Below are 20211 nucleotides of genomic sequence, written 5' to 3' on the forward strand. Positions count from 1 at the left end.
CGGGGTTCTTGCCGGTTGTCGCTCGGCGCTTGCCGCGTGTCGTTCGCTGTCGGTGCGAGGCGGGGGTGACTGGGCGGGGGGGACTGCTGGGACCTAGACGAGTTCGGCGTCGCTCAGCTCGGCGTCGCTCAGCTCGGCATCGCCCAGCTCGGCGTCGCTCAGCTCGGCGTCGCTCAGCTGCTCGATCTCGGCCCGGACGAGCTCCTCGACCGCCTCCGCCAGCCGGGCGACCGTCGGGTGGCCGAAGACCGTCGCGATCGAGAGGTCGACGTCGAACTCGTCCTGGAGCCGGGAGGTCATCCGGATCGCGAGGATCGAGTGCCCGCCGAGCTCGAAGAAGCTGTCGTGGACGCCGACCGCGGGCAGGCCCAGCAGCTCGGCCCAGATCTCGGCGATCCGCTCCTCGGTGGGCGTGCCCGGCGCGTCCTCGGCCCCGGCGGCCTGCTCGATCGCGGGCAGCGCCTGGCGGTCGACCTTGCCGTTGGCGGTGAGCGGGATCCGGTCGACCGCCGCGAGGGCCGCGGGCACCATGTACTCGGGCAGTACGGCGGCGAGGTCCGCGCGCAGCGCCTCGGCGGCGAACTCCCCGCCCTCCGGGACGACGTACCCGGCCAGCGACCGCTCGCCGGTGGCGCTCTCCCGGACGACGACCACGGCGTCGCGCACGGCCGGGTTCGCGGTCAGCACGGCCTCGATCTCGCCGAGTTCGATGCGATAGCCGCGCAGCTTGACCTGGGTGTCGATGCGGCCGAGGAACTCGACGGCGCCGCCGTCCAGCACGCGGGCCAGGTCGCCGGTGCGGTAGAGCCGGGAGCCGGCCGGGCCGTACGGGTTCGGGACGAACTTCTCCGCGGTGAGGTCCGGGCGGCCGTGATAGCCGCGGGCCAGTCCCTCGCCGCCGACGTGCAGTTCGCCGGCGACGCCGACCGGGGCGGGCCGGCCGGCCTCGTCCAGGACGTACGCCGTGGTGTTGGGCAGCGGACCGCCGAGCGGGACGGTGCCCTCCTGCGGCCGGTCGACCGGGTGGACGGTGGAGCCGATCGAGGCCTCGGTGGGCCCGTACTCGTTGACCAGCCGGCCGGTGCCGAGGGCCGCGAGCCAGCGGTTGGCGGTCCGCGCGGGCAGCGCCTCGCCGGCCACCAGCACCGTGTCCGCCAGCGCGGCCGCCTGCTCGCCCGTCAGCTGGTCGGTGAGCAGCTCCAGGTGGCCGGGGGTGAGCTTGACGAAGCTGTACGGCGCGCCGGCGGCGAGCGCGGCACCGAGGGCGCCGAGGTCGAGGTCGGCGGGCAGCACGTGCACCGGGCGGCCGGTGATCAGCGGCACGTACAGGTTGGTGGCGGGCAGGTCGAAGGCGAGCGAGGAGAACAGCGGCGCGCCGCCCTCGGCCGTCACCAGGTCGCGGGCCGCCCAGCGCAGGTGGTTGGCCAGGCCGCGGTGGTGCACCATGACGCCCTTGGGGCGGCCGGTGGAGCCCGAGGTGTAGATGACGTAGGCGAGTTGCTCGGGGTCGCCGGCGCGGGCCGGCGCGATGGCCGGGCGGGCGGCGACGGCCTCCCGGTCGGCGTCCAGCAGGATCCGCGTCCCGTCGAAGCCGCCGGTGGTGGCCGCCAGACCGGTCTCGGTGACCAGCAGCGGCGAGCGGCAGTCGGCGAGCACGTGGCGCAGCCGTTCGGCGGGCAGCGCCGGGTCGAGCGGCAGGTAGGCGGCGCCGGCCTTCCAGACGCCGAGCAGGGCGGGCACCAGGTCGGGCCCGCGCTCCAGGCAGACGCCGACCACGGTCTCCGGCCCGGCGCCGGCCGCGCGCAGGTGGTGGGCGAGGCGGTTGGCCCGCTCATCCAGCTCCCGGTAGCTCAGCTGCACGTCCCCGGCGACGACGGCGACGGCGTCCGGCGTGGCGGCGGCCCGCGCCTCGATCAGGTCGAGGGTGGTGCCGGCCGGCCAGTCGGCCCGCTCGCCGGTGCCCCAGTCGCCGAGCAGCAGCTCGCGCTCGGCCCCGGAGAGCAGCTCGGCGCCGCCGAGGGTGGTGGCCGGGTCGGCGGCGAAGGTCTCCAGCAGGCGCAGGAACTGCGCGGCCAGCCGCTCGACGGTAGCGGGCTCGAACAGCGCGGCGGCGTACTCGAACGCGCCGCTCCAGGTGCCGTCGCTGTCGCCGCGCACGTAGAGGGTGAGGTCGGTCTTGGCGACCCGGCGGGCCGCGTGCAGGTGGTCGATGTCGGCCCGGTCGGGCATGCCGCCGATCAGCCGGCCGTCGTGCAGGTTGAAGGCGACCTGGTAGAGCGGGGTGCGGGAGAGGTCGCGCTCCGGGTTCAGCTCGTCGACGATGTGCTCGAAGGACAGCTCCTGGTGCGCGAAGGCGTCCAGGCAGGTGGCGCGCAGCCGGTCCAGCGCCTCGGTGAACGGCAGTGCGCCGTCCAGCCGGCAGCGCAGCACCAGGGAGTTGAGGAAGAAGCCGACGGTCCGCTCGACCTCGGGCCGGGTGCGGCCGGCGACGGGGGTGCCGACGACCACGTCCCACTGGCCGCTGTGCCGGGCGAGCAGGGTGCCGAAGGCGGTGAGCAGGGTCATGAACGGGGTGGCCTCGCGGCTCTGCCCCAGGCGGGTGACGGCGTCCATGAGCCGCGGCGGGATGCCGAAGCTCACCACGCCGCCGCGCGGGTCGCGGCGGGCCGGGCGGGGGTGGTCGGTGGGCAGCTCCAGCGGGACCAGGCCGTCCAGGGTGGTGCGCCAGTGGTCGAGTTCGCCGGCCAGCCGCTCCTTGGAGTGCCACTCCCGCTCCCAGGCCGCGTAGTCGGCGTACTGGACGGCCGGCTCGGGCAGCCGGGCGGCGGTACCGGCCCGGTGGGCGGCGCAGAGCGTGCGGAACTCGTCCTCCAGGACGGCGACCGACCAGCCGTCGCAGGCGATGTGGTGGATGGTCACCAGCAGCAGGCGGTCCTCGCCGGCCTCCGGGGTGGCGGCCAGGGTGGCCCGCCAGATCCGGCCGGAGGCGAGGTCGAAGGGGGTCTCGAACTGCTCGCGGAACAGCTCGACGATCCGCTCGCGGTCGCCCTCGACGGTGCGCAGGTCGATCGGCAGGGTCTCGCCGACCTCCTGGACGGGCTCGCCGTCGACGGTGCGGTAGCGGGTGCGCAGGGCCTCGTGGCGGTCGGCGAGGGTGTCGAGCACCAGGCGGACGGTCTCGGCGTCCAGGTCGGCGGGCACCCGGAGGAAGAACGGGGCGGCCCACTCGGGGCCGGGCTCCATGGAGTCGAGCAGCCAGATCCGGCGCTGGCCGGAGGAGAGCGGCAGCGGGCGGTCGCGGGGCACCGGCACGACGCCGGGGGTGCCCCGCTCGGTGCTGGCCGCGGTCGTGGCCGCGGGCTCCTCGACGGTCAGCAGGGCGGCCTGCTCGCGGACGGTGACGGCGGTGAACAGGTCGGCGAGGACGACGGCCGTGCCGGTGGCGGCGTGCAGCCGGCGGGCCAGCTCGGTGAGCAGCAGCGAGTAGCCGCCCAACTGGAAGAAGTTGTCCTCCGCGCCGACCTCGGCGACCTCCAGCAGCTCCGACCAGACGGCGGCCACGGCGCGCTCGGCGGCGGTGGCCGGCGCCGTGTACGCGGGGCGGGCGACGGCGGCGGCCGGGGCGGGCACGGGGGCGGCGGCGGCCTCGTCCAACTGCTCCAGGGTGCCGTCGTTGCGCCAGCGGACCGGGGTGCCGGTGGCGTGCATCCGGCTGCCGGGAGCGCCGAAGAAGGCGGGGCGGAGGCGGTCGGCGGTGGCCCGCGGGTCGCCGGCGAAGCCGCGCGGCAGGCCCAGGCCGGCCACGTGCAGCTCACCGGGGACGCCCGGCGGGACGGGGTCGCCGTACTCGTCGACGACCAGCACCCGGACCTGGTCGACGGGGCGGCCGAGGACGGGGCCGGCGGTCTCCCGGGCGGGGTCGAAGTCGTCGGCGGTGACGATCAGCGCGCCGGGCTCCAGGACGTGCAGGGTGCGCAGCTCGGTGGCGCGGGCGGCCAGCGCGCGGGCGGCGGGCAGCGGCAGGGCGGCGCCGAGGGCGAGGACCAGGCGGAGGTCCGGGGTGGTGGCGACGGCGGTCGCCTCGGCGAGGGTGGCGGCTGGCGCGACCAGCACGGTGGCCCGCTGCTCGGCGGCGGCGTCCAGCAGCCGGGCCGGGTGCGGCGCCGGGGCGGGCAGGACGGCGGTCGCGCCGGCGGTGAGCGCGGCGAACAGCGCCCAGGTGGCCGCACCCGCGGGGCCGGTGACGAGGACCCGGTCGGTGGCGTCGAGGCCGTGGTCCTCGGCCAGCCAGGTGACCTGGTTGACGACGGTGGCGTGGTCGAGGACGGCCGCGGGGCCGCCGTCCGCGCCGGGGGCGATCCAGGCGGCGGCCCGCGGGTCGACGTCCACCGGGGCGGCGATCGCGGCCGCGCGCACCGCCTCCGCGAGGGTGCTTCCGGCGGCCGCGCCGGCCTCCCGGCCGTCCGTCAGGACCAGATCGGCGCCCGCCCCGGCCGCGTCGGCCCGCCCGGCGGGGTCCGTCGGCAGCCCGGCGGGGTCCAGCGGCAGCACGGCGGCACCGGCCCGCCACACGCCGAGGACGGCCGCCGCCAGGTCGGCGCCGGCCGGGAGGTGAATTCCGACCACCGATTCCGGGCCGATTCCGGAACCGGCCAGGAATCCGGCGATCCGATCGGCCCGCTCGTCGATTTCGCGATAGCCCACCTCGTGGTGGCCGTCGAATACGGCGACCGAGTCGGGAACCCGGTCCGCCGAGTTCGCGAAAAGGTGATGCACAAAGGACTGCCGTGCCACGAGAGCTCCTCGCTCGGTCACAAAGGGGCGGAACAGCTGCGAGGCGCGGTCAGCCGGCGAGGGTCTCGGTCGCGGCGGCGGCCTCGGCCATCCGCAGGCGCAGGCTCAGCGGGCGCATGTCGGTCCACACCTCGCCGATCCGGGCCAGGCACTCCTCCTTGGTGCCGGCGAAGCCCTCACCGTGCCAGCCCGCCGGGAGCGCCCGGTCGGCCCACCAGATCGAGTACTGCTCCTCGTCGTTGAGGACGACGAGGTAGGTCTGCGTGTCAACGTTCAGCTCGGCCACGGCCGGATCCCCGATCACTTGAGGCTGATGTCGCACGGGGCGGTCGGCCCGCACACGTGCCCTTGATACGGAGCGAGTCTGGGGACGCCCGCTATAGGTGCTCTATACGTCCGCGGGCGAGGCTCGGGACCGGGCGGGCGGTGTTCCGGCGAGGTCCGGTCCGGGGCCCTCCGCACCGTCCGACTGCCGTTTGCCGCAGTCCCGGGGTGTAGCTGACTACACCCCGAAAACCGAACTCCACTTCATTGCCCGCCCGACGGGCCGGAAGGTTGACTTGCTGCCATGACCGCCACAGCCCGCGGCTCGGAATTCGCCGTCGAACTCCGCTCCGTTTCCAAGACCTACCGCTCCGGCCCCGAGCCCGTCGTCGGCCTCGACGAGGTGAGCCTCGGCTTCCCGCGCGGCACCTTCACCGCCATCATGGGCCCGTCCGGCTCCGGCAAGTCCACGCTGCTGCGCGCCGCGGCCGGCCTGGAGGGCATCGACGACGGCCAGGTGCTGGTCGACGGCACCGAGCTGGGCGGCCTCAAGGACAAGGAGCTGACGGTGCTCCGCCGGGAGCGGATCGGCTTCGTCTTCCAGTCCTTCAACCTGCTCCCCTCACTCACCGCGGCGCAGAACGTCGCGCTGCCGCCGAAGCTCGCCGGCCGCCGGCCCGGCAAGGCCGAGGTGCTGGCCGCGCTGGCCTCCGTCGGCCTGGCCGAGCGGGCCGGCCACCGCCCCGGCGAGCTGTCGGGCGGTCAGCAGCAGCGGGTCGCCATCGCCCGCGCCCTGATCAGCCGCCCCGCGGTCGTCCTCGCCGACGAGCCGACCGGCGCGCTGGACACCAGGAGCGGCCGCGAGGTGCTCGCCCTGCTCCGCGGCCTGGCGGACGACCCCGGGCGGGCCGTCGTCATGGTCACCCACGACCCGGTCTCGGCCTCCTACGCGGACCGCGTGGTCTTCCTGACCGACGGCCACCTGGCCGGCTCGATCGACGACCCGACGGCCGAGCAGGTCGCCGCCCGGATGACGAGCCTGGAGGCCCTGGCGTGCTGAGCGTCGCCCTCTCCACCCTCCGGATCCGCTGGACGTCCTTCGTCGGGACCTTCGTCGCGCTCGCCCTCGGCGTCGGCCTGATGGCCACGGCGATGCTGGTGATCGGCGCCACCGCCGGGGTCGCCGACCTCGCGCAGCAGCGCTGGTCCGGCGCGCCCGCCGTGGTGGTGCCCGACACCGGCATCGACCTCGCCGACGACTCCGGGCAGATCCAGAGCACCCCGGTCGCCCAGCAGCCCGGCCTCTCCGCCGCGGTGGTCGCCGCCGTCGCCCGGACCGGCCGGGTGGTCGAGGACCACACCTTCTACGCCCAGCTCGCCGGCGGCCCCGCCGAGCAGGTCGGGCGCGGCTGGTCGGCCGCCGAGGCCGGCGGCTACCGGCTGACCGCGGGCGCCGCCCCGGCCGCCGCCGGGCAGGTCGTGGTCGGCGGCGGTGACGCCGGCCTGGTCGGCCGCACCCTGCCGCTGCTGACCGCCGACGGGCCGCGCGAGGTCACCGTCTCCGGCGTGACCGAGGCGGTGCCGTTCGAGCACGCGGTGTTCTTCACCGACGCCGAGGCCGCCCGGATCTCCCCCGCCGTAGGCGCCCTGGCCGCCTACGGCCCGGCCGAGGCCGTGCGGCAGGCGGTCGCCGAGGCCGGCGGCCGGGGCCCGGAGCGGGCCGCCGTGCTGACCGGCAAGGAGCGGGCGACCGCCGATCCGCACCACGCCTTCCTGCTCAGCCAGATGGACAACGTGGACACGCCGCTGGGCCTGGCCGCCGGGGTCGCCGGCTTCGTCGCGGTGTTCGTGGTCGCGGGGACCTTCGCCCTGTCCGTCGCCCAGCGGCGCCGCGAGCTGGCGCTGCTCCGGCTGATCGGCTCCACCCGCCGCCAGCTGCGCCGGCTCATCCACGCCGAGGCCGTGCTGGTGGGCGTGCTCGCCTCGGCGGCGGGCTGCGGGCTTGGCCTGGTCGGCGCCCCGCTCTGCCGGAGCTGGCTGGTCGACCACAAGATCGTCAGCGCGGACTTCACCGTGCCGATCGCCGGCTGGGCGCTGGCCACCGCGGCCGTCATCGGCCTGGTCACCGCGGTCGTCGGCGTGGTCGTCTCCTCCGTCCGCGCCGGACTGATCAGCCCCGGCGAGGCGCTGCGCGAGGCGGCCGTCGAGCGCAGCCCGCGGGCGGCGAACGTGTTCCGCTGGACGGTCGGCGGGCTGGCCCTGGCGGCGGGCGTGGTGGCCGTCAGCGGCACCGCGACCATGCAGCCGGAGGCCGGGTCCAACGCCGCCGCCTCGGCCTCGCTGGTGCTGGTCGTCGTCGGGGCGTTCGTGACCCTCGCCGGCGTGCTCGCCGGGCCGGTGATCCGGCTGGTGACGGCCCTGCCCGCCCGGCTGTCCCGCGCCGCCTCGGGCCCGGCGGACGACGCGGACGAGGTGGGCGGCGCCGTCTGGTCGACGGCCCGCCAGAGCGCCCTCACCGCCTTCCGCCGCACGGCGGCCACGACGACCCCGGTGGTCATCGTGGTCAGCCTGGCGGGCTGCCTGCTCGGCACCATCGGGACGATCAACGCGGCGCAGGTCAGCGCGGTCGGGCGGCAGCTGTCGCACGCCGACTGGGTGGTCTCCCCGGCCGGCACGCCGGGCCTCAGCAAGGCCCTGGTCGACCGGGTGCGGGCCGTCCCGGGCATCACCGCCGTGGTCTCCACCCCGACCGCCGTGTACGCGGAGGAGCAGGGTCCGAGCGCCCTCTCCCTCCAGGCGGCGGCGGTCGACGCGGCCGGCCTGGCCACGGTCGCCGAACTCCCGGTCGTCAGCGGCTCGGCGGCCGACCTCGGGCCCGGCTCGATCATCGTCAACACCGTCTGGCCGGGCAACCCGCACGCCGGTGGCGAGGTCAGCGCCTGGCTCGCCGACGGGACGCGCAAGCAGTTCAAGGTCGCGGCCGTCCTCCAGGCCGGCGCGGACAGCACCCAGGCCTACCTGGACGCCTCCGACAACCCGGCCGGCAGCACCCTCCCCTCCCGCATCCTCGTCAGGCTCGCCCCCGGCACCGACCGCGCGACGGCCTCCGCCGCCCTGCAGAGCGCGGTCGCCGGCCTCGGCGCCCGGATCAGCACCCCGGACGAGGTGTCCGCGGCGGCGACCGACGCCAACCAGGAGAGCTCCAAGAACGGCATGCTGATGATCCTCGGCCTGTCGGTCCTCTACGCCCTGGTGGCGCTCGCCAACACCCTGGTGATGACCCTCGGCGACCGCCGGCGCGAACTCGCCATGCTCCGCCTGGCGGGAGCCACCCGCGGCCAGGTCCTGCGCGCCGTCGCCACCGAAACCCTGCTGTGCGTCGGCGCCGGCGCCCTGGTCGGCGCGATCGCCTCGGCCATCAGCATCGGCGGCTCCTGGGCGGCCCTGCGCCAACTGGTCGGCCCGACGCCCGCGGTGGTGCCCTGGTCCACCGTCGGCGAGCTGCTCGCCGGCTGCGCCGTCATCGGCCTGGCGGCCGCCGTCGTCCCCGCCGCCCTCGCCCTGCGCGGCGGCGACGGCCGCAGCATCCTGGCCGGCATCGCCGGCGAGGCCGGCTGAACGATCCACCCGGGACCGGGGCCGGAGTGGGAAGTCGAGGCGGTCGACATTCCCACTCCGGCCCCTTCCTGCTCCTGCGTGCTCCCCTTCCCCGCCGGGCCGCGAACCTCGGCACCCTGGTGCGGCTGCAACGGCTCTGACAGCATCACAGCCGACGTGCACAAAAAGTGCGCGAATCGCCCACCGCGGCTGCACCAGTGTGGCCGCGGAGCACCGAGGGGATCCAGAAATGACACTCAAGACCTTACGAAGCCGCGTCCCGCACCTGCTGACGGCCGTGCTGATGCTGCTGGGGCTGATGACCGCCGCCACCGCCCAGGCTCAGGCGACCCCGCAGCGGACAACCGCCAGCGCGACGATATGTTCCAACTCGCCCATCCCGTCCGGCTGGGTCGTGACCAGCTCCTACAGCACCAGCGGTTGTCCGGGCACGGGCTACGCCTACACCATCACCGATACCAGCACGCTGAGCAACGCCACGGTCTGTTCGTTCTCCCCCATCCCGGCCGGCTGGGTGGTCACCAGCTCCTACGCCACCAGCGGCTGCGCGGGCACCGGCTACGCCTACACCCTCGCCAAGATCACCACCCAGACCTCGGCCACCGTGTGCTCGTTCTCCCCGATCCCCACCGGCTGGGTCGTCACCAGCTCCTACAGCACCAGCGGCTGCGCGGGCACCGGCTACGCCTACACCCTCGCCAACACCGCCAACCTGAGCAACGCCACCGTCTGCTCCTTCTCCCCCATCCCCACCGGCTGGGTCGCCACGAGCTCCTACAGCACCAGCGGCTGCGCGGGCACCGGCTACGCCTACACCCTCGCCAACACCGCCAACCTGAGCAGCGCCACGGTCTGCTCGTTCTCGCCCATCCCCACCGGCTGGGTCGTCACCAGCTCCTACGCCACCAGCGGCTGCGCGGGCACGGGCTACGCCTACACCCTCGCCAAGATCACCACCCAGACCTCGGCCACCGTGTGCTCGTTCTCCCCCATCCCCTCCGGCTGGGTGGTCACCGGCTCCTACAGCACCAGCGGCTGCGCGGGCAGCGGCTACGCCTACACCATTCGCAAGGCCTGACCCACCGCCACCGGCCCCCACCGGGGCCCACCAGCCCCGTGCCCCTCACTCGACCCGAGCGAGGGGCACGGCGGCATGACCCGGGCCGGGCAACAGCCGGGATGTGGTGTCGAAGTGGGTGCCGAGTCGGCGGATGCTCACGAGCGGTTCCCGGACGAGGCCGACAGATCCCGTTGAGGACCCGAGGTCACTGTCAGTGGGGGATGCGGCGGCGGCCGTGGGGCCTGTGGTTGTCGGACGGCCGGGGCGGGGCAGCCGCCGTGCTGCCAGGCGTTGACGAAGAGTTCCTGGAAGGCGAGTTCGGCGTCGGCGATGCTGTCCGGCCGCCACCCGGCGGTGTGGAGGAGGGAGCGGAGTTCGGCCCGGACGGCGGAGCAGTCGGGCGGGTTGCAGGCACGCATGGCGAACCTCCAGGGGAGGGGCAGGAAGGGGGGAGGAAAGTACGCCGAAAGTGGACAGCAGGCACCTACCGCCACTTGGAGCAGGCGTTGTTGACGATCCGTCGGCTCGAGCTGACGGGACCATATCTCAGAAGCATGGGAAATTATCCATGGAACCGAGATGTTCCCCCCTATCGTGGTAACTCCGGCCGTAGATGGACCCACCTCCAACTGGCGCGGCAGACTGTGAACACCCGGCCGGGAGGGACCCCATGGCACGACCGAACCCCACCCTTCGCCAGCTCAGGCTGGGCGCAGAGCTCCGCAGAATGCGCGAGCAGGCCGGCTTCGGCGGCAGCCAACTCGGCCGCCTCGTCGGGATGAACCCGGCCCAGGTGACGCAGATGGAGGCAGGGAAGATCGGCATCAGCGTCGACCGCTTGCAGACCATCGCGGCCGCCTGCATGTGCACCAATCAGCCGCTGATCGACGCCCTCGCCGACATCATCACCGAACGGGGCAAAGCCGGCTGGTGGGAGTCGTACCGGGGCACGCTCTCCGAGAACTTCCTTGAGGTCGCCGAGTTGGAGGGCCATGCTCGCGCGCTCGCGACCTACACCATCACGCTCATCCCTGGCCTACTTCAGACGGCCGGCTACGCCGCTGCTGTCTTCTCGCAGGCGTATCCGCCCATTCCTCGGCGCGATATCGACCTCAGAACGGCCTTCAGAATCCAACGCCAGCACACCGTCCGATCCGGCGAAACGAAGTACTCGGCGTTCATCCATGAAGCGGCGCTGCGGATGCAGTTCAGCGGCCAGCAGGTCCGCGCCGACCAACTCGACGCTCTCGTCGAGGACTCCGAAGTGCCCGGCATCACCATTCGGGTCATCCCGTTCGACGCCGTGGGCCTGCCAAGCCCCATTGACAACTTCACCTACGCCGATGGCCCGATCCCGGAGCTCGACACAGTGCAGAGCGACACAGGCTTCGGGATCCGGCGAATCGAAACACCGGTCCACGTCGCAAGGTTCCGGGCCATCCTCGCCCGGATGGGCTCCATCGCTCTTTCGGCAGACGAGTCACGGGAATTCATTCAGTCCGTGAGAAAAGAAGTGAAGAACAACCATGACTAACAGCACCTGGCAGAAGTCAAGTCGCAGCGGCTCTCACGACGACTGCGTTGAAGTGCGCACTTCGGAGGCGCTGATTGAACTCCGAGAGTCCGACGATGGCGATGTCGTAATCCGCACCACCTCTACCGCCTTCGCCGACCTCCTCCGCACCATCAAAGCCGACGCCCTCGACCACCACGCCTGACCCCGGTGGCGCCTCGCTCGAACCGAGCGAGGCGCCACAACAGCAACCACCCATCCCACCCAGAACGCGGAGGTCGCCGTGCCTGACCAGGACTGGCAGAAGTCTTCCTTCAGCTGCTCAAGTGACGCCTGCGTGGAGGTCCGAACCGTGGACGGGCTGATCGAAGTCCGTGAATCCGACGACAGCGACATCATCCTCCACACCACCGCCGCCACCTTCGCCGACCTCCTCCACACCATCAAGGCCGGCGAACTCGACCACCACGCCTGATCTCGCTGGCCCCTCGCTCGACCCGAGCGAGGGGGCGCAACCATGCCGATCGGGCCCTGAATCCGTTCCCAAACTCCACCACTGCCAGCGTCTGCTCCTTCACGCCGATGCCGCCCAACTGGGTCGTGACCTGGTCCTACAGCACCAACAGCTGCGTCGGCACCGGCGTCGGCTACAGCATCTCCAAGATCACCACCCAGACCACCGCCTCGGTGTGCTCCTTCTCCCCCCTCCCGGCGGGCTGGATCGTCACGGGCTCCTACAGCACCAACAGCTGCTACGGCAGCGGCACCGGCTACTACATTCGCAAGGCCTGACCGCCGCCGCCGGCCCCATGCCGCGGCTCACCCCGACCGTGGCCGCGGCAACCTCTTACTCAGTGCCCCTCGCTCGACCCGAGCGAGCGGCACGCTCATGCCAGCACACGCGCACCAGGTTCACTGCACCCCAAAAGGTCTTCTATTACCAATCAGGAATTTTCCGCCGGATTCCGCACCTACCCGCACAACCTTCAAGGAGGCCCGATTCGCCCCAATTCACATTGACCAACAATATCTCGCGAACCTCATCTTAGTCCCAATTGCCACGAAGTCGACATTAAGCCGATAAAAGAACCATGCCAACTCCCCGCGATCGCTCGGACGCGCCAGAGCTCCAGAATTAACCGACGGATCATCTCAAAAGGGGCAAATCAAAGGCCAGAAATCAGCATCTCAGCGGCCCAACAGTGAACGATCTGCCAGAATGCCCTCGGGGACTGTCGCACGGCTGATACCAACTCACTCCACGGCGTGCGGCGCAAATTCGATCAAGGGGGCTCCATGATTCGACGCGCAATAATTGCTATTGCAGCAACGGCACTGACGGCCGCAGTAACCACAGGGATTTCACCGGCCACTGAACCTGATCTCACGGACCAGCAGTTCGCACACCTGGATCCCGCCCGGCAGACAAAGATCCTCGAACCGCTTCGAGCAGTGGCAAACGCACTGGGGGACCAGGGTCGATCGACCCACTCCGGCATCTATGGGTCACTCACCATCGATGCCCCCAAGGGGCACGTCGTGCTTTATGTGACGGATATCTCAAAAGCGAACCGCCTCATCGCTGATGCCAAGAAGTCCTCACCCTCAATCGATACGTCGGTGATCAGGCTCGCGAAAGCGAACTACTCCCGAAAGGACCTCGCCGCAGCGCGGGACCAGGTCATGGCGGACTCCGATTCACAGAAACTTCTGCACTCGGTCCACTCCGTATCATTGAATCCCGACTCCAGCGGCCTCAAGGTTGTCACGGACAAGGTCAACGCTGCCACTGCCGTCGCAAAGTCCGAGGCCATGCAATACCGGACCGCCGCAGGGGCTCGTATCCCCATCTCCTTTGAAGCGGGCGAAGCGCTGGAGAGCCTTGAATGGCGCTGGAACGATGAGCAGCCATTCATCGCCGGAGACTACGTGGGAGTCAACGGCCATCAATGCACGACGGGAGCCGTCGCAGGCATAGGAACCGGCGACTTCATCCTCACCGCTGCTCACTGCTTCCCCGATGGCTGGGAGGTCTACGGAAACGCCTATCCGTATCACGACCTGGCGCATCAATGGACAGGTAATCGCATCGGAACCGTCACCAACGTCTCTCCCCAATGGGACATGGAAGCGATCTACACAGGGACCAGTGGAGGAATCGGGGCAACATCTGACGAAGCGGACAACGTCCCGGGCCAGTGGTACCGGGTGGAAGGTGTTGCCTACAGTTACAACGGCGATTGGGTGTGCCAGGACGGCATTACGTCCTACTACTCCGGCCATGGTGTGCCGTGCGGCATCAAGGTCACCAACGATGACACCAGCTGGAGGACAAGCAACCCCTACTGGTGGGACGGTTTGCAGCACACCTCCCGCGGAGTCTGTGGGCACGCCGACAACTGGGCCGCTGATCACGGAGACAGTGGCGCTCTGGTGTTCGCCTTCAGTGGTGGTACTCGCCAGGCCCGAGGAAGTGTCTCGGCCGGCTCGGACACCAAGAACGTTTGCTGGACCGAAATCAAGGACTACTTCAGGGAAGTCGGGCTGAGCCTTTCCCCCTACCATGCTTGAATGATCCCGAATCAGTCGGCAGAACGGATGAGTTGACGTGAAATGGCAACGCTCGGCGGCCGCTTGGTCGGCAGGGCTGCTCATGAGCCTCCTGCTCAGCTCATGCGGTAGTGGATCACTGTCGAGTACCAGCGACGGGGTTCCCGAGTCTCCCCAGGCACCGATCGATCCCATTACGTACTCCGCCCTGCAAAACCTGGAGTCGGCACTGGGCGAACAGGGACGGGCGGAGTTCAAGGACACCTTTGGCGCGCTCCAACTCGACCCGGCCGGACGACACGTGATCCTGTTCGCGACCGACGAGGGCCGGGCACGTTCCCTCGTCGAAGCGGCCTCGAAGACGCACCCAGGCATCGAGACCTCCTACACTGCGATCCGGAAGTGCCAGTACTCCCGAGGCATCGTCGACCCCGCGATCAAACTGATCGGAGAAGCGGCGGAGTCAAACAAACTCCCAGCCCCCGTCTACTCCGCCGCCATGTTCCCGGACGGCTCCGGCATCAAGATCGCTACCACCAAGGCGGGCACCACCTCGAAGGACCTGAAGGACGCCGTCGCCAAGCTGGTCGGCGACATCCGCGTCTCCTACGAGGAGAGCCTCCCGATCCACAACCTTGACGCCACCGCCACGATGGGCGCCCCGATGAAGTGACCGGGCCACCGCTGCGGCCGGAGTGGGAAGTCGAACCCGCCGACTTCCCACTCCGGCCGTCATGCCCGCCACCTCTGATATCACTGGGAGCCAGGCACACCAGCACAGCACCACAGAACGGACCGGCCCCATGGACGACGGGACCACCCCCATATCCGGCGGCTACTGGGATCCGCTGCCCACCGCCCGACGGCTGCTCGTCGAGCACCCGTCGCTCGACCAGTTCGGCGGGGTCTGGGAAGGGCGCAACTGGCGCAACGTCCCCGGGCCTTTCTACGGGGCGGACACCGACAGCATGCAGATGGGGCGGCTCGACGCACCGTTCCACATCGCTTACGACGACGAGTTCGGACCGCTGGACGGGCAGGAGTTCGTCTACCGCCAGCCGACCGACGCCGCACAGACCTACGACCTCGTCAACGGCTGCTTCTTCGGCCACGGCGGCTTCGCCATGGACGGCGACGAGCACTGGACCGACGCCTCCGTGCGCGAGTGGTGGCAGGAGCGCGGTCGGGTGCGCGAGTGGGCGATCACGACCTCCGACCGCTGGTCACGGGTCCGCGGCCAGTACCGGGAGCACTACCGGGACGCGGCGCAGGGGCTGCGCAGCTACCTCAGCCACCTCGACGGCGGCCTGAACGAGTACCTCCGCGGCTACCTCTTCCACCTCGCGGAGGGCCGTTCGCCGCTCCCCGGCGAAGCCCGCCCCGAACTGCTCCGATCCCGCAGACCCGGCCCTCCCCGCACTGCGGACCCCGTCCTCGCGGGCTACTTCGTCGCCGCGCCGGAGCCCCTGAACGGCTCCGGGATGCCTCACAACGAGCTGCTGACCACCGCCTCCGACTGCCTGATCGACCGGCTCCCGCAGGACGGCTGCTGGTTCGACACCCCGGCCGAGGCCCTGGCAGCCTGCGCCGTGATCGACATCCCCACCGACGCCCGGCTCTTCGCCCTGCTCGTCCCCGGTGACCACGTCGACGCGTTCGTCACCGACATCCGCGAGGCGGAGACCCACGAACCGGTCCTGCTCGCCCACCTCGACGGCCCCGACCCCACCCCCGAGCCGACCGAGGGCGGCCGCGCCCTGGGCTGGGAGGTGCTCGGTTACGACGCCGGCATCCTGCACACCTGGCTCTGCAACGACCTCCACGACGACGCCGTCCGCGAGCTCGGCATCACCACCGACAACCACGGCCTGCTCCCCGACCGCACCACCGCCGCCCGCGTCGCCACCTGGGCCAACGCCCGCGACGACACCAAACCGGTCACCTGGTTCCCGGCCACCCTGCTCACCTGGGACACCCCCATCGAGACCACCTTCGTCCCCGTCACCACGGCACAGCCGGCCCCCGCCCCCACCCCCTGCTGGCAACGCCTCGCCGACCTCTTCTGAGCCCGATCAAGCCTCCGCAAGCCCCGAGTCGAGGTGAGCGAGGACCGCCGCCGCGCCGTCCTCCGTGGCGATGGCGTGGGCGAGTTCGGTGGCGCGGTGGCGGTAGGACGGGTCGGCGAGGCTGTCCGAGATGGCGGCGCCGAGGGCTTCTGCGGTGAGGTCCTGGAAGGGCAGGGACCGGGGAGCCACGCCCAGCTCGCACAGCCGGGCAGCCCAGAACGGCTGGTCGGCCATGACCGGAACGGGCACGGCGGGCACCCCGGCTCGCAGTGCGGCGGCCGTCGTCCCCGCACCGGCGTGGTGGACGACGGCGGCGGTGCGCGGAAACAGCCAGTCGTGCGGGACGTCCCCGACCGCCAGGACGTCGCCGGAGCCGCCGAAGCCGCCGAGGTCGGCCCATCCGGCCTGCAGCACGGCCCGCACACCGGCCCGCTTCACCGCCCCGGCCACCAGTTCGCTCAGCCGCTCCCCTTCCCCCACCGCCATGCTGCCGAAGCCGATGAACACCGGGGGCGGACCGGCCCGGAGGAAGTCGACCAGGTCGGCCGGCGGCTGCCAGCCGTCCGGCCGGGCGGGCCACCAGTAGCCGGCCGCGCCGACCCAGGACGGCCAGTCGTCGGGGCGCGGCAGCACCGACGGGCTGAAGCCGTGGAAGACCGGCCGGACGTCCGACGACGCCGAGGGCGCCTCGACGGGGAGCCCGAAGTGCGACCGCAGCCGGCTCGCAGCACCCGAGAAGACGCCTTCCGCCCGCCGCACCACATCCTGCCCCGCGGCGAGCCTGCCCTCCGGCCCGTCGAGGTCGCCGCGCGCGCTCGGCAGCGCGAACTCCCCGGTGGGGACGGACGGTACGAGGTAGGTTCCGATCACGGGAATGCCGAGCGCCTCCCCTGCCACCCGGGCCAGCGACGCCGGACCGAAGGCCGTGAGCAGCACATCGACGCCACCCCCCACGGCCTGCGCCACCCCGTCGGCGAGCCCGTCCGCGTACGCCCGCGTCAGCGCCTGAATCTCCTCGCGCGACCCCGCCCGGGCCCAGTCCCGGATCAGCGCCTGCGGATCCCCCGGCACCGCCCGGAACCCGAGGCCGCACCCGCCGATCAGCGCCTCGAACGCCGGATGGGCGGCCACCACGACCTCATGCCCCGCCTCCTGCAACCTCCGCCCCAGCCCCGTGTACGGCGCGACGTCTCCCCGTGAACCGGCGGTAATGATCAGAACACGCATGAAGCCGATTCTCCCCCCTGGGGCCACGGTCCGGCTCGTCCAACGGAGTGCGTGGCGCTGTCCGGTATGAACGAAGTGGACGAGGCCCCGCCGGCTTCCCGCGCCGACGGACAGCTCGCCGTCCTCCGTATAGAGCGCCTATAGCGGGCCTGCGGAGACTCCTTGCACACCTCACGTGCGAGCGTGCGGACCATCCGCCTCGCCGTCACGCACCCGGGACACCCCTTCCCCTCGTGCGGGAGCGCGGCCGGTTGTGCGCTCCGCCCGTGCCCACTGCCTCAACTGATCGGGGACCCGGCCATGGCCGAGCCGAACGTCGACGCCGCGCACTGACGCCCGGGCCCCGCGCCGTCCGACGCGGACCCCACCGCACCCACCATCCGCCGAAGTGGAGCAAGTCCCCGTGCCAGGATCGCGCCTCGAAGCGAGCAACCACGCACTCACCGGCGAGCTGTTCGCGGCTCGGAGCGCGGCCAGGCCGCAGGCGGTCGCCGTGATCACCGGCGACGTGCAGCTGTCGTACCAGGACGTCCACGACCGGGCCCGCCTGATCGCCGCCCGCCTGCGCGCCGCCGGCGTCCGCCCCGGCGACATCGTCGGCGCGTGCCTCGACCGGGGCCCCGATCTGCTCCCCGCCCTGTACGGCATCTGGCAGACCGGCGCGGCCTACCTACCGCTCGACCCGGCACTGCCCGCCGACCGCATCGGCTACATGCTCGCCGACGCCGGGGCGCCGCTCCTGGTCACCCAGTCCACGCACCTCGCCCGCACCGAGGGCTTCACCGGCACCCGCCTGCTGCTGGACGCGGAAGAGGCCGCCGACGCACCCGAGGAGCCCGTGGACGCCGACGAGCCGGCCGAGGCCACCCACCCGGACGAACTCGCCTACGTCCTCTACACCTCCGGCTCCACCGGTCGCCCCAAGGGCGTGATGATCAGCCACGGCGCCCTGCACAACCTGCTGAGCTCCGTCCGCGAGTCGATCGCCCCCGCCCGCCGCGCCACCTGGCTGGCCTCCACGTCGATCTCCTTCGACATCTCCGGCCTCGAACTGCACCTGCCGCTCACCACCGGCGGCCGCGTCGTCCTCGCCTCCGACGCCGAGGCCAAGGACGCCGCCGCGCTGATCAAGCTGGCCGACACCCACCGCGTCACCCACGTCCAGGCCACCCCGTCCGGCTGGCGCCTGCTGCTCGCCGCGGGCTTCGACAACTACGCCGTCACCGCGCTCGCCGGCGGCGAACCGGTCACCGTCCAGCTCGCCGCCGACCTGCAGAACAAGGTCCAGCGACTGGTCAACGTCTACGGCCCCACCGAGACCACCATCTGGTCCACCTTCTGGGAGATCCCGGAGAACGCCGCCACCGTCTCCATCGGCCGCCCCCTCGCCAACACCGGCACCTACGTCCTCACCGAGGACCTCCGCCGGGTGCCCGACGGCGTCACCGGCCAGCTCCACATCGACGGCCACGGACTCGCCCGCGGCTACCTCGGCCGCCCCGGCCTCACCGCCGACAGCTTCGTCCCCAACCCGTACGGCCCGCCCGGCTCCCGCCTCTACCGCACCGGCGACCTCGCCCGGGTCCTACCCGACGGCACCCTCGAATGCCTCGGCCGGATCGACAACCAGGTCAAGATCCGCGGCTACCGCATCGAACTCGGCGAGATCGAGGCCGCCCTGACCACCCACCCCGGCATCCGCGAGGCCGTGGTGACCGTCCGCGAGACCGACACCGGGGAGAAGTCCCTGGTCGGCTACCTCGTCCCGACGGACGGCGACGCCGCCCCCGAACCGGCCGGACTCCGCGCCCACCTGGCCACCGGCCTGCCCGAGTACATGGTCCCGGCCGCCTTCGTCACCATCGACCGGGTCCCGCTCACCAACAGCGGCAAGGTCGATCACCGCGCCCTCCCGGCCCCCGACCTGGCCGCCTTCGCCGCGGAGCGGTACGTCGCCCCGCGCACCCCCGTCGAGGAACGGCTCGCCGCCGTCTGGTCCGAGGTGCTCGAACTCCCGCGGGTCAGCGCCGAGGACAGCTTCTTCGACCTCGGCGGCGACTCCATCCGCGCCGTCCGCCTGGTCGGCGCGCTGCGCGAGGCCGGGTACGACGTGTCGATCCCCGACGTCTTCGAGCACCGCACCGTCGCCACCCTCGCCGAGCGGCTCACCGGGCGCGAGTCCGGACACTCGCTGATCGAGGCCGTCACGCCGTTCGCCCTCATCGGCGAGCGCGACCGGGACCGGCTCCCCGCAGGCGTGGTGGACGCGTACCCGCTGTCGCAGGTGCAGACCGGCATGCTCGTCGAGATGCTGGCCTCGGGCGACGAGCGCGTCTACCAGAACATCAACTCCTTCCGGATCCCGGACAGTCGGCCGTTCTCCGCCGAGGCACTGCGCGCGGCCCTCGCCACCGTCGGCGCCCGCCACGACATCCTGCGCACCTCGGTGGCGCTCACCGGCTACGCGCAGCCGCTCCAACTGGTCCACGCCCGAGCGGCGATCCCGCTCGCCGTCCACGACGTCCGCGGGCTGGCGGCGGAGCGGCAGGCCGAACTGACCCGGACCTTCGTCGAGGCCGAGCACGCCGCCGGCTTCGAACCGGCCGACGCGCCGCTGCTGCGGGTCACCGTGCACATCGAGGCGGACGACGCCTGGCGCCTCACCGTCGGCTACCAGCACGCCATCGCGGACGGCTGGTCGCTCAACTCGCTGCTGATGGAGCTGCTCGACTGCTACCGCGCGCTCCGGGACGGCGGCGAGCCCGCACCGCACGCCGAACCGTCCGTCCGCTTCGCCGACTTCATCGCCGCCGAACAGGCCTCACTCGCCGACCCCGGCGACCAGGCCTTCTGGCAGGACGTGCTGGACCGGCACGCGCCCACCGCCCTCCCGTCCACCTGGGGCGACCCGGCGGGCGCGGCGGAGAACCACGGCCTCCGGGTGCCGTACGGCGACCTGGAGGAGGGGCTGCGGCGGCTCGCCGGGCTGGCCCGGACCTCGCTGAAGAGTGTGCTGCTGGCGGCGCACCTGAAGGTGCTGGGCATGCTCACGGTGGAGGAGTCGTTCCACACGGGTGTGGTGTACCACGGTCGTCTGGAGGCTCCGGGTGCGGACCGGG

At 72.1% G+C, this 20211-nt stretch carries 15 protein-coding genes; 11 read left to right on the forward strand and 4 right to left on the reverse strand.

The window, feature by feature from the left end; genetic code table 11:
• Positions 1–93 precede the first annotated feature (93 nt).
• Both ACFP3U_RS32820 and ACFP3U_RS32825 read right to left on the reverse strand, forming a co-directional pair.
• Positions 94–4815, reverse strand: coding sequence for an amino acid adenylation domain-containing protein (locus ACFP3U_RS32820; protein WP_380229403.1), 4722 nt, complete (start codon positions 4813–4815; stop codon positions 94–96).
• Between the two features lie 28 nt (positions 4816–4843).
• Entirely contained in the window at positions 4844–5080 is a 237-nt protein-coding gene (locus ACFP3U_RS32825; protein WP_380229404.1) for an MbtH family protein, read from the reverse strand.
• A gap of 282 nt (positions 5081–5362) precedes the next feature.
• Here ACFP3U_RS32825 and ACFP3U_RS32830 point away from each other — a divergent pair, with 282 nt between their 5' ends.
• From ACFP3U_RS32830 to ACFP3U_RS32840, 3 genes are all read left to right on the forward strand, one after another.
• Complete coding sequence (locus tag ACFP3U_RS32830; RefSeq protein ID WP_380229405.1) at positions 5363–6118, forward strand: ABC transporter ATP-binding protein; 756 nt, start codon at positions 5363–5365, stop codon at positions 6116–6118.
• Positions 6112–8676: an FtsX-like permease family protein gene (locus ACFP3U_RS32835; RefSeq protein WP_380229406.1), complete on the forward strand. Its 2565-nt coding sequence runs from the start codon at positions 6112–6114 to the stop codon at positions 8674–8676. Before ACFP3U_RS32830 ends, ACFP3U_RS32835 begins: the two co-directional genes overlap by 7 nt.
• Positions 8677–8905: 229 nt before the next feature.
• On the forward strand, positions 8906–9754 hold the full coding sequence (locus tag ACFP3U_RS32840; RefSeq protein ID WP_380229407.1) for a hypothetical protein: 849 nt from the start codon (positions 8906–8908) through the stop codon (positions 9752–9754).
• 137 nt (positions 9755–9891) lie between these two features.
• Here ACFP3U_RS32840 and ACFP3U_RS32845 read toward each other — a convergent pair whose 3' ends face one another.
• Positions 9892–10155 carry an ATP-binding protein gene (locus ACFP3U_RS32845; RefSeq protein ID WP_380229408.1) on the reverse strand — a complete coding sequence of 88 codons (264 nt, stop codon included), beginning with the start codon at positions 10153–10155 and terminating at the stop codon, positions 9892–9894.
• 251 nt (positions 10156–10406) lie between these two features.
• Between ACFP3U_RS32845 and ACFP3U_RS32850 the strand changes: the two genes are divergently transcribed.
• The 7 genes from ACFP3U_RS32850 (at position 10407) to ACFP3U_RS32880 (ending at position 15865) form a co-directional block, all read left to right on the forward strand.
• Complete coding sequence (locus tag ACFP3U_RS32850; RefSeq protein ID WP_380229409.1) at positions 10407–11270, forward strand: helix-turn-helix domain-containing protein; 864 nt, start codon at positions 10407–10409, stop codon at positions 11268–11270.
• Entirely contained in the window at positions 11263–11454 is a 192-nt protein-coding gene (locus tag ACFP3U_RS32855; RefSeq protein WP_380229410.1) for a DUF397 domain-containing protein, read from the forward strand. The genes ACFP3U_RS32850 and ACFP3U_RS32855 overlap by 8 nt, the downstream gene beginning before the upstream one ends.
• Positions 11455–11532: 78 nt before the next feature.
• The gene (locus tag ACFP3U_RS32860; protein WP_380229411.1) at positions 11533–11724 is read left to right on the forward strand and encodes a DUF397 domain-containing protein; all 192 of its coding nucleotides are present in this window, start codon (positions 11533–11535) and stop codon (positions 11722–11724) included.
• A 107-nt stretch (positions 11725–11831) separates the two neighbouring features.
• The gene (locus ACFP3U_RS32865; protein ID WP_380229412.1) at positions 11832–12041 is read left to right on the forward strand and encodes a hypothetical protein; all 210 of its coding nucleotides are present in this window, start codon (positions 11832–11834) and stop codon (positions 12039–12041) included.
• Between the two features lie 474 nt (positions 12042–12515).
• Positions 12516–13820 carry a chymotrypsin family serine protease gene (locus ACFP3U_RS32870; RefSeq protein ID WP_380229413.1) on the forward strand — a complete coding sequence of 435 codons (1305 nt, stop codon included), beginning with the start codon at positions 12516–12518 and terminating at the stop codon, positions 13818–13820.
• 37 nt (positions 13821–13857) lie between these two features.
• The gene (locus ACFP3U_RS32875) at positions 13858–14472 is read left to right on the forward strand and encodes a hypothetical protein (protein ID WP_380229414.1); all 615 of its coding nucleotides are present in this window, start codon (positions 13858–13860) and stop codon (positions 14470–14472) included.
• A 130-nt stretch (positions 14473–14602) separates the two neighbouring features.
• Positions 14603–15865 (forward strand): hypothetical protein, encoded by a 1263-nt coding sequence (locus ACFP3U_RS32880; protein ID WP_380229415.1) that lies wholly within the window; start codon positions 14603–14605, stop codon positions 15863–15865.
• A 6-nt stretch (positions 15866–15871) separates the two neighbouring features.
• On the opposite strand, the gene ACFP3U_RS32885 is transcribed toward ACFP3U_RS32880, so the two are convergent.
• Positions 15872–17092 carry a glycosyltransferase gene (locus tag ACFP3U_RS32885; protein ID WP_380229416.1) on the reverse strand — a complete coding sequence of 407 codons (1221 nt, stop codon included), beginning with the start codon at positions 17090–17092 and terminating at the stop codon, positions 15872–15874.
• 403 nt (positions 17093–17495) lie between these two features.
• Here ACFP3U_RS32885 and ACFP3U_RS32890 point away from each other — a divergent pair.
• Positions 17496–20211: non-ribosomal peptide synthetase (locus tag ACFP3U_RS32890; RefSeq protein WP_380229417.1), on the forward strand; the 2716-nt coding region annotated here is incomplete at its 3' end.

The organism is Kitasatospora misakiensis (assembly GCF_042656005.1).
Taxonomy (GTDB): Bacteria; Actinomycetota; Actinomycetes; order Streptomycetales; family Streptomycetaceae; genus Kitasatospora; species Kitasatospora misakiensis.

Bases quoted from the DNA above. Each gene is read 5' to 3' on its own strand.
- ACFP3U_RS32830 (WP_380229405.1), top strand. From the start codon at position 5,363: ATGACCGCCACAGCCCGCGGCTCGGAATTCGCCGTCGAACTCCGCTCC.
- ACFP3U_RS32840 (WP_380229407.1), top strand. From the start codon at position 8,906: ATGACACTCAAGACCTTACGAAGCCGCGTCCCGCACCTGCTGACGGCC.
- ACFP3U_RS32845 (WP_380229408.1), bottom strand. From the start codon at position 10,155: ATGCGTGCCTGCAACCCGCCCGACTGCTCCGCCGTCCGGGCCGAACTC.
- ACFP3U_RS32850 (WP_380229409.1), top strand. From the start codon at position 10,407: ATGGCACGACCGAACCCCACCCTTCGCCAGCTCAGGCTGGGCGCAGAG.
- ACFP3U_RS32855 (WP_380229410.1), top strand. From the start codon at position 11,263: ATGACTAACAGCACCTGGCAGAAGTCAAGTCGCAGCGGCTCTCACGAC.
- ACFP3U_RS32865 (WP_380229412.1), top strand. From the start codon at position 11,832: ATGCCGCCCAACTGGGTCGTGACCTGGTCCTACAGCACCAACAGCTGC.
- ACFP3U_RS32880 (WP_380229415.1), top strand. From the start codon at position 14,603: ATGGACGACGGGACCACCCCCATATCCGGCGGCTACTGGGATCCGCTG.
- ACFP3U_RS32885 (WP_380229416.1), bottom strand. From the start codon at position 17,092: ATGCGTGTTCTGATCATTACCGCCGGTTCACGGGGAGACGTCGCGCCG.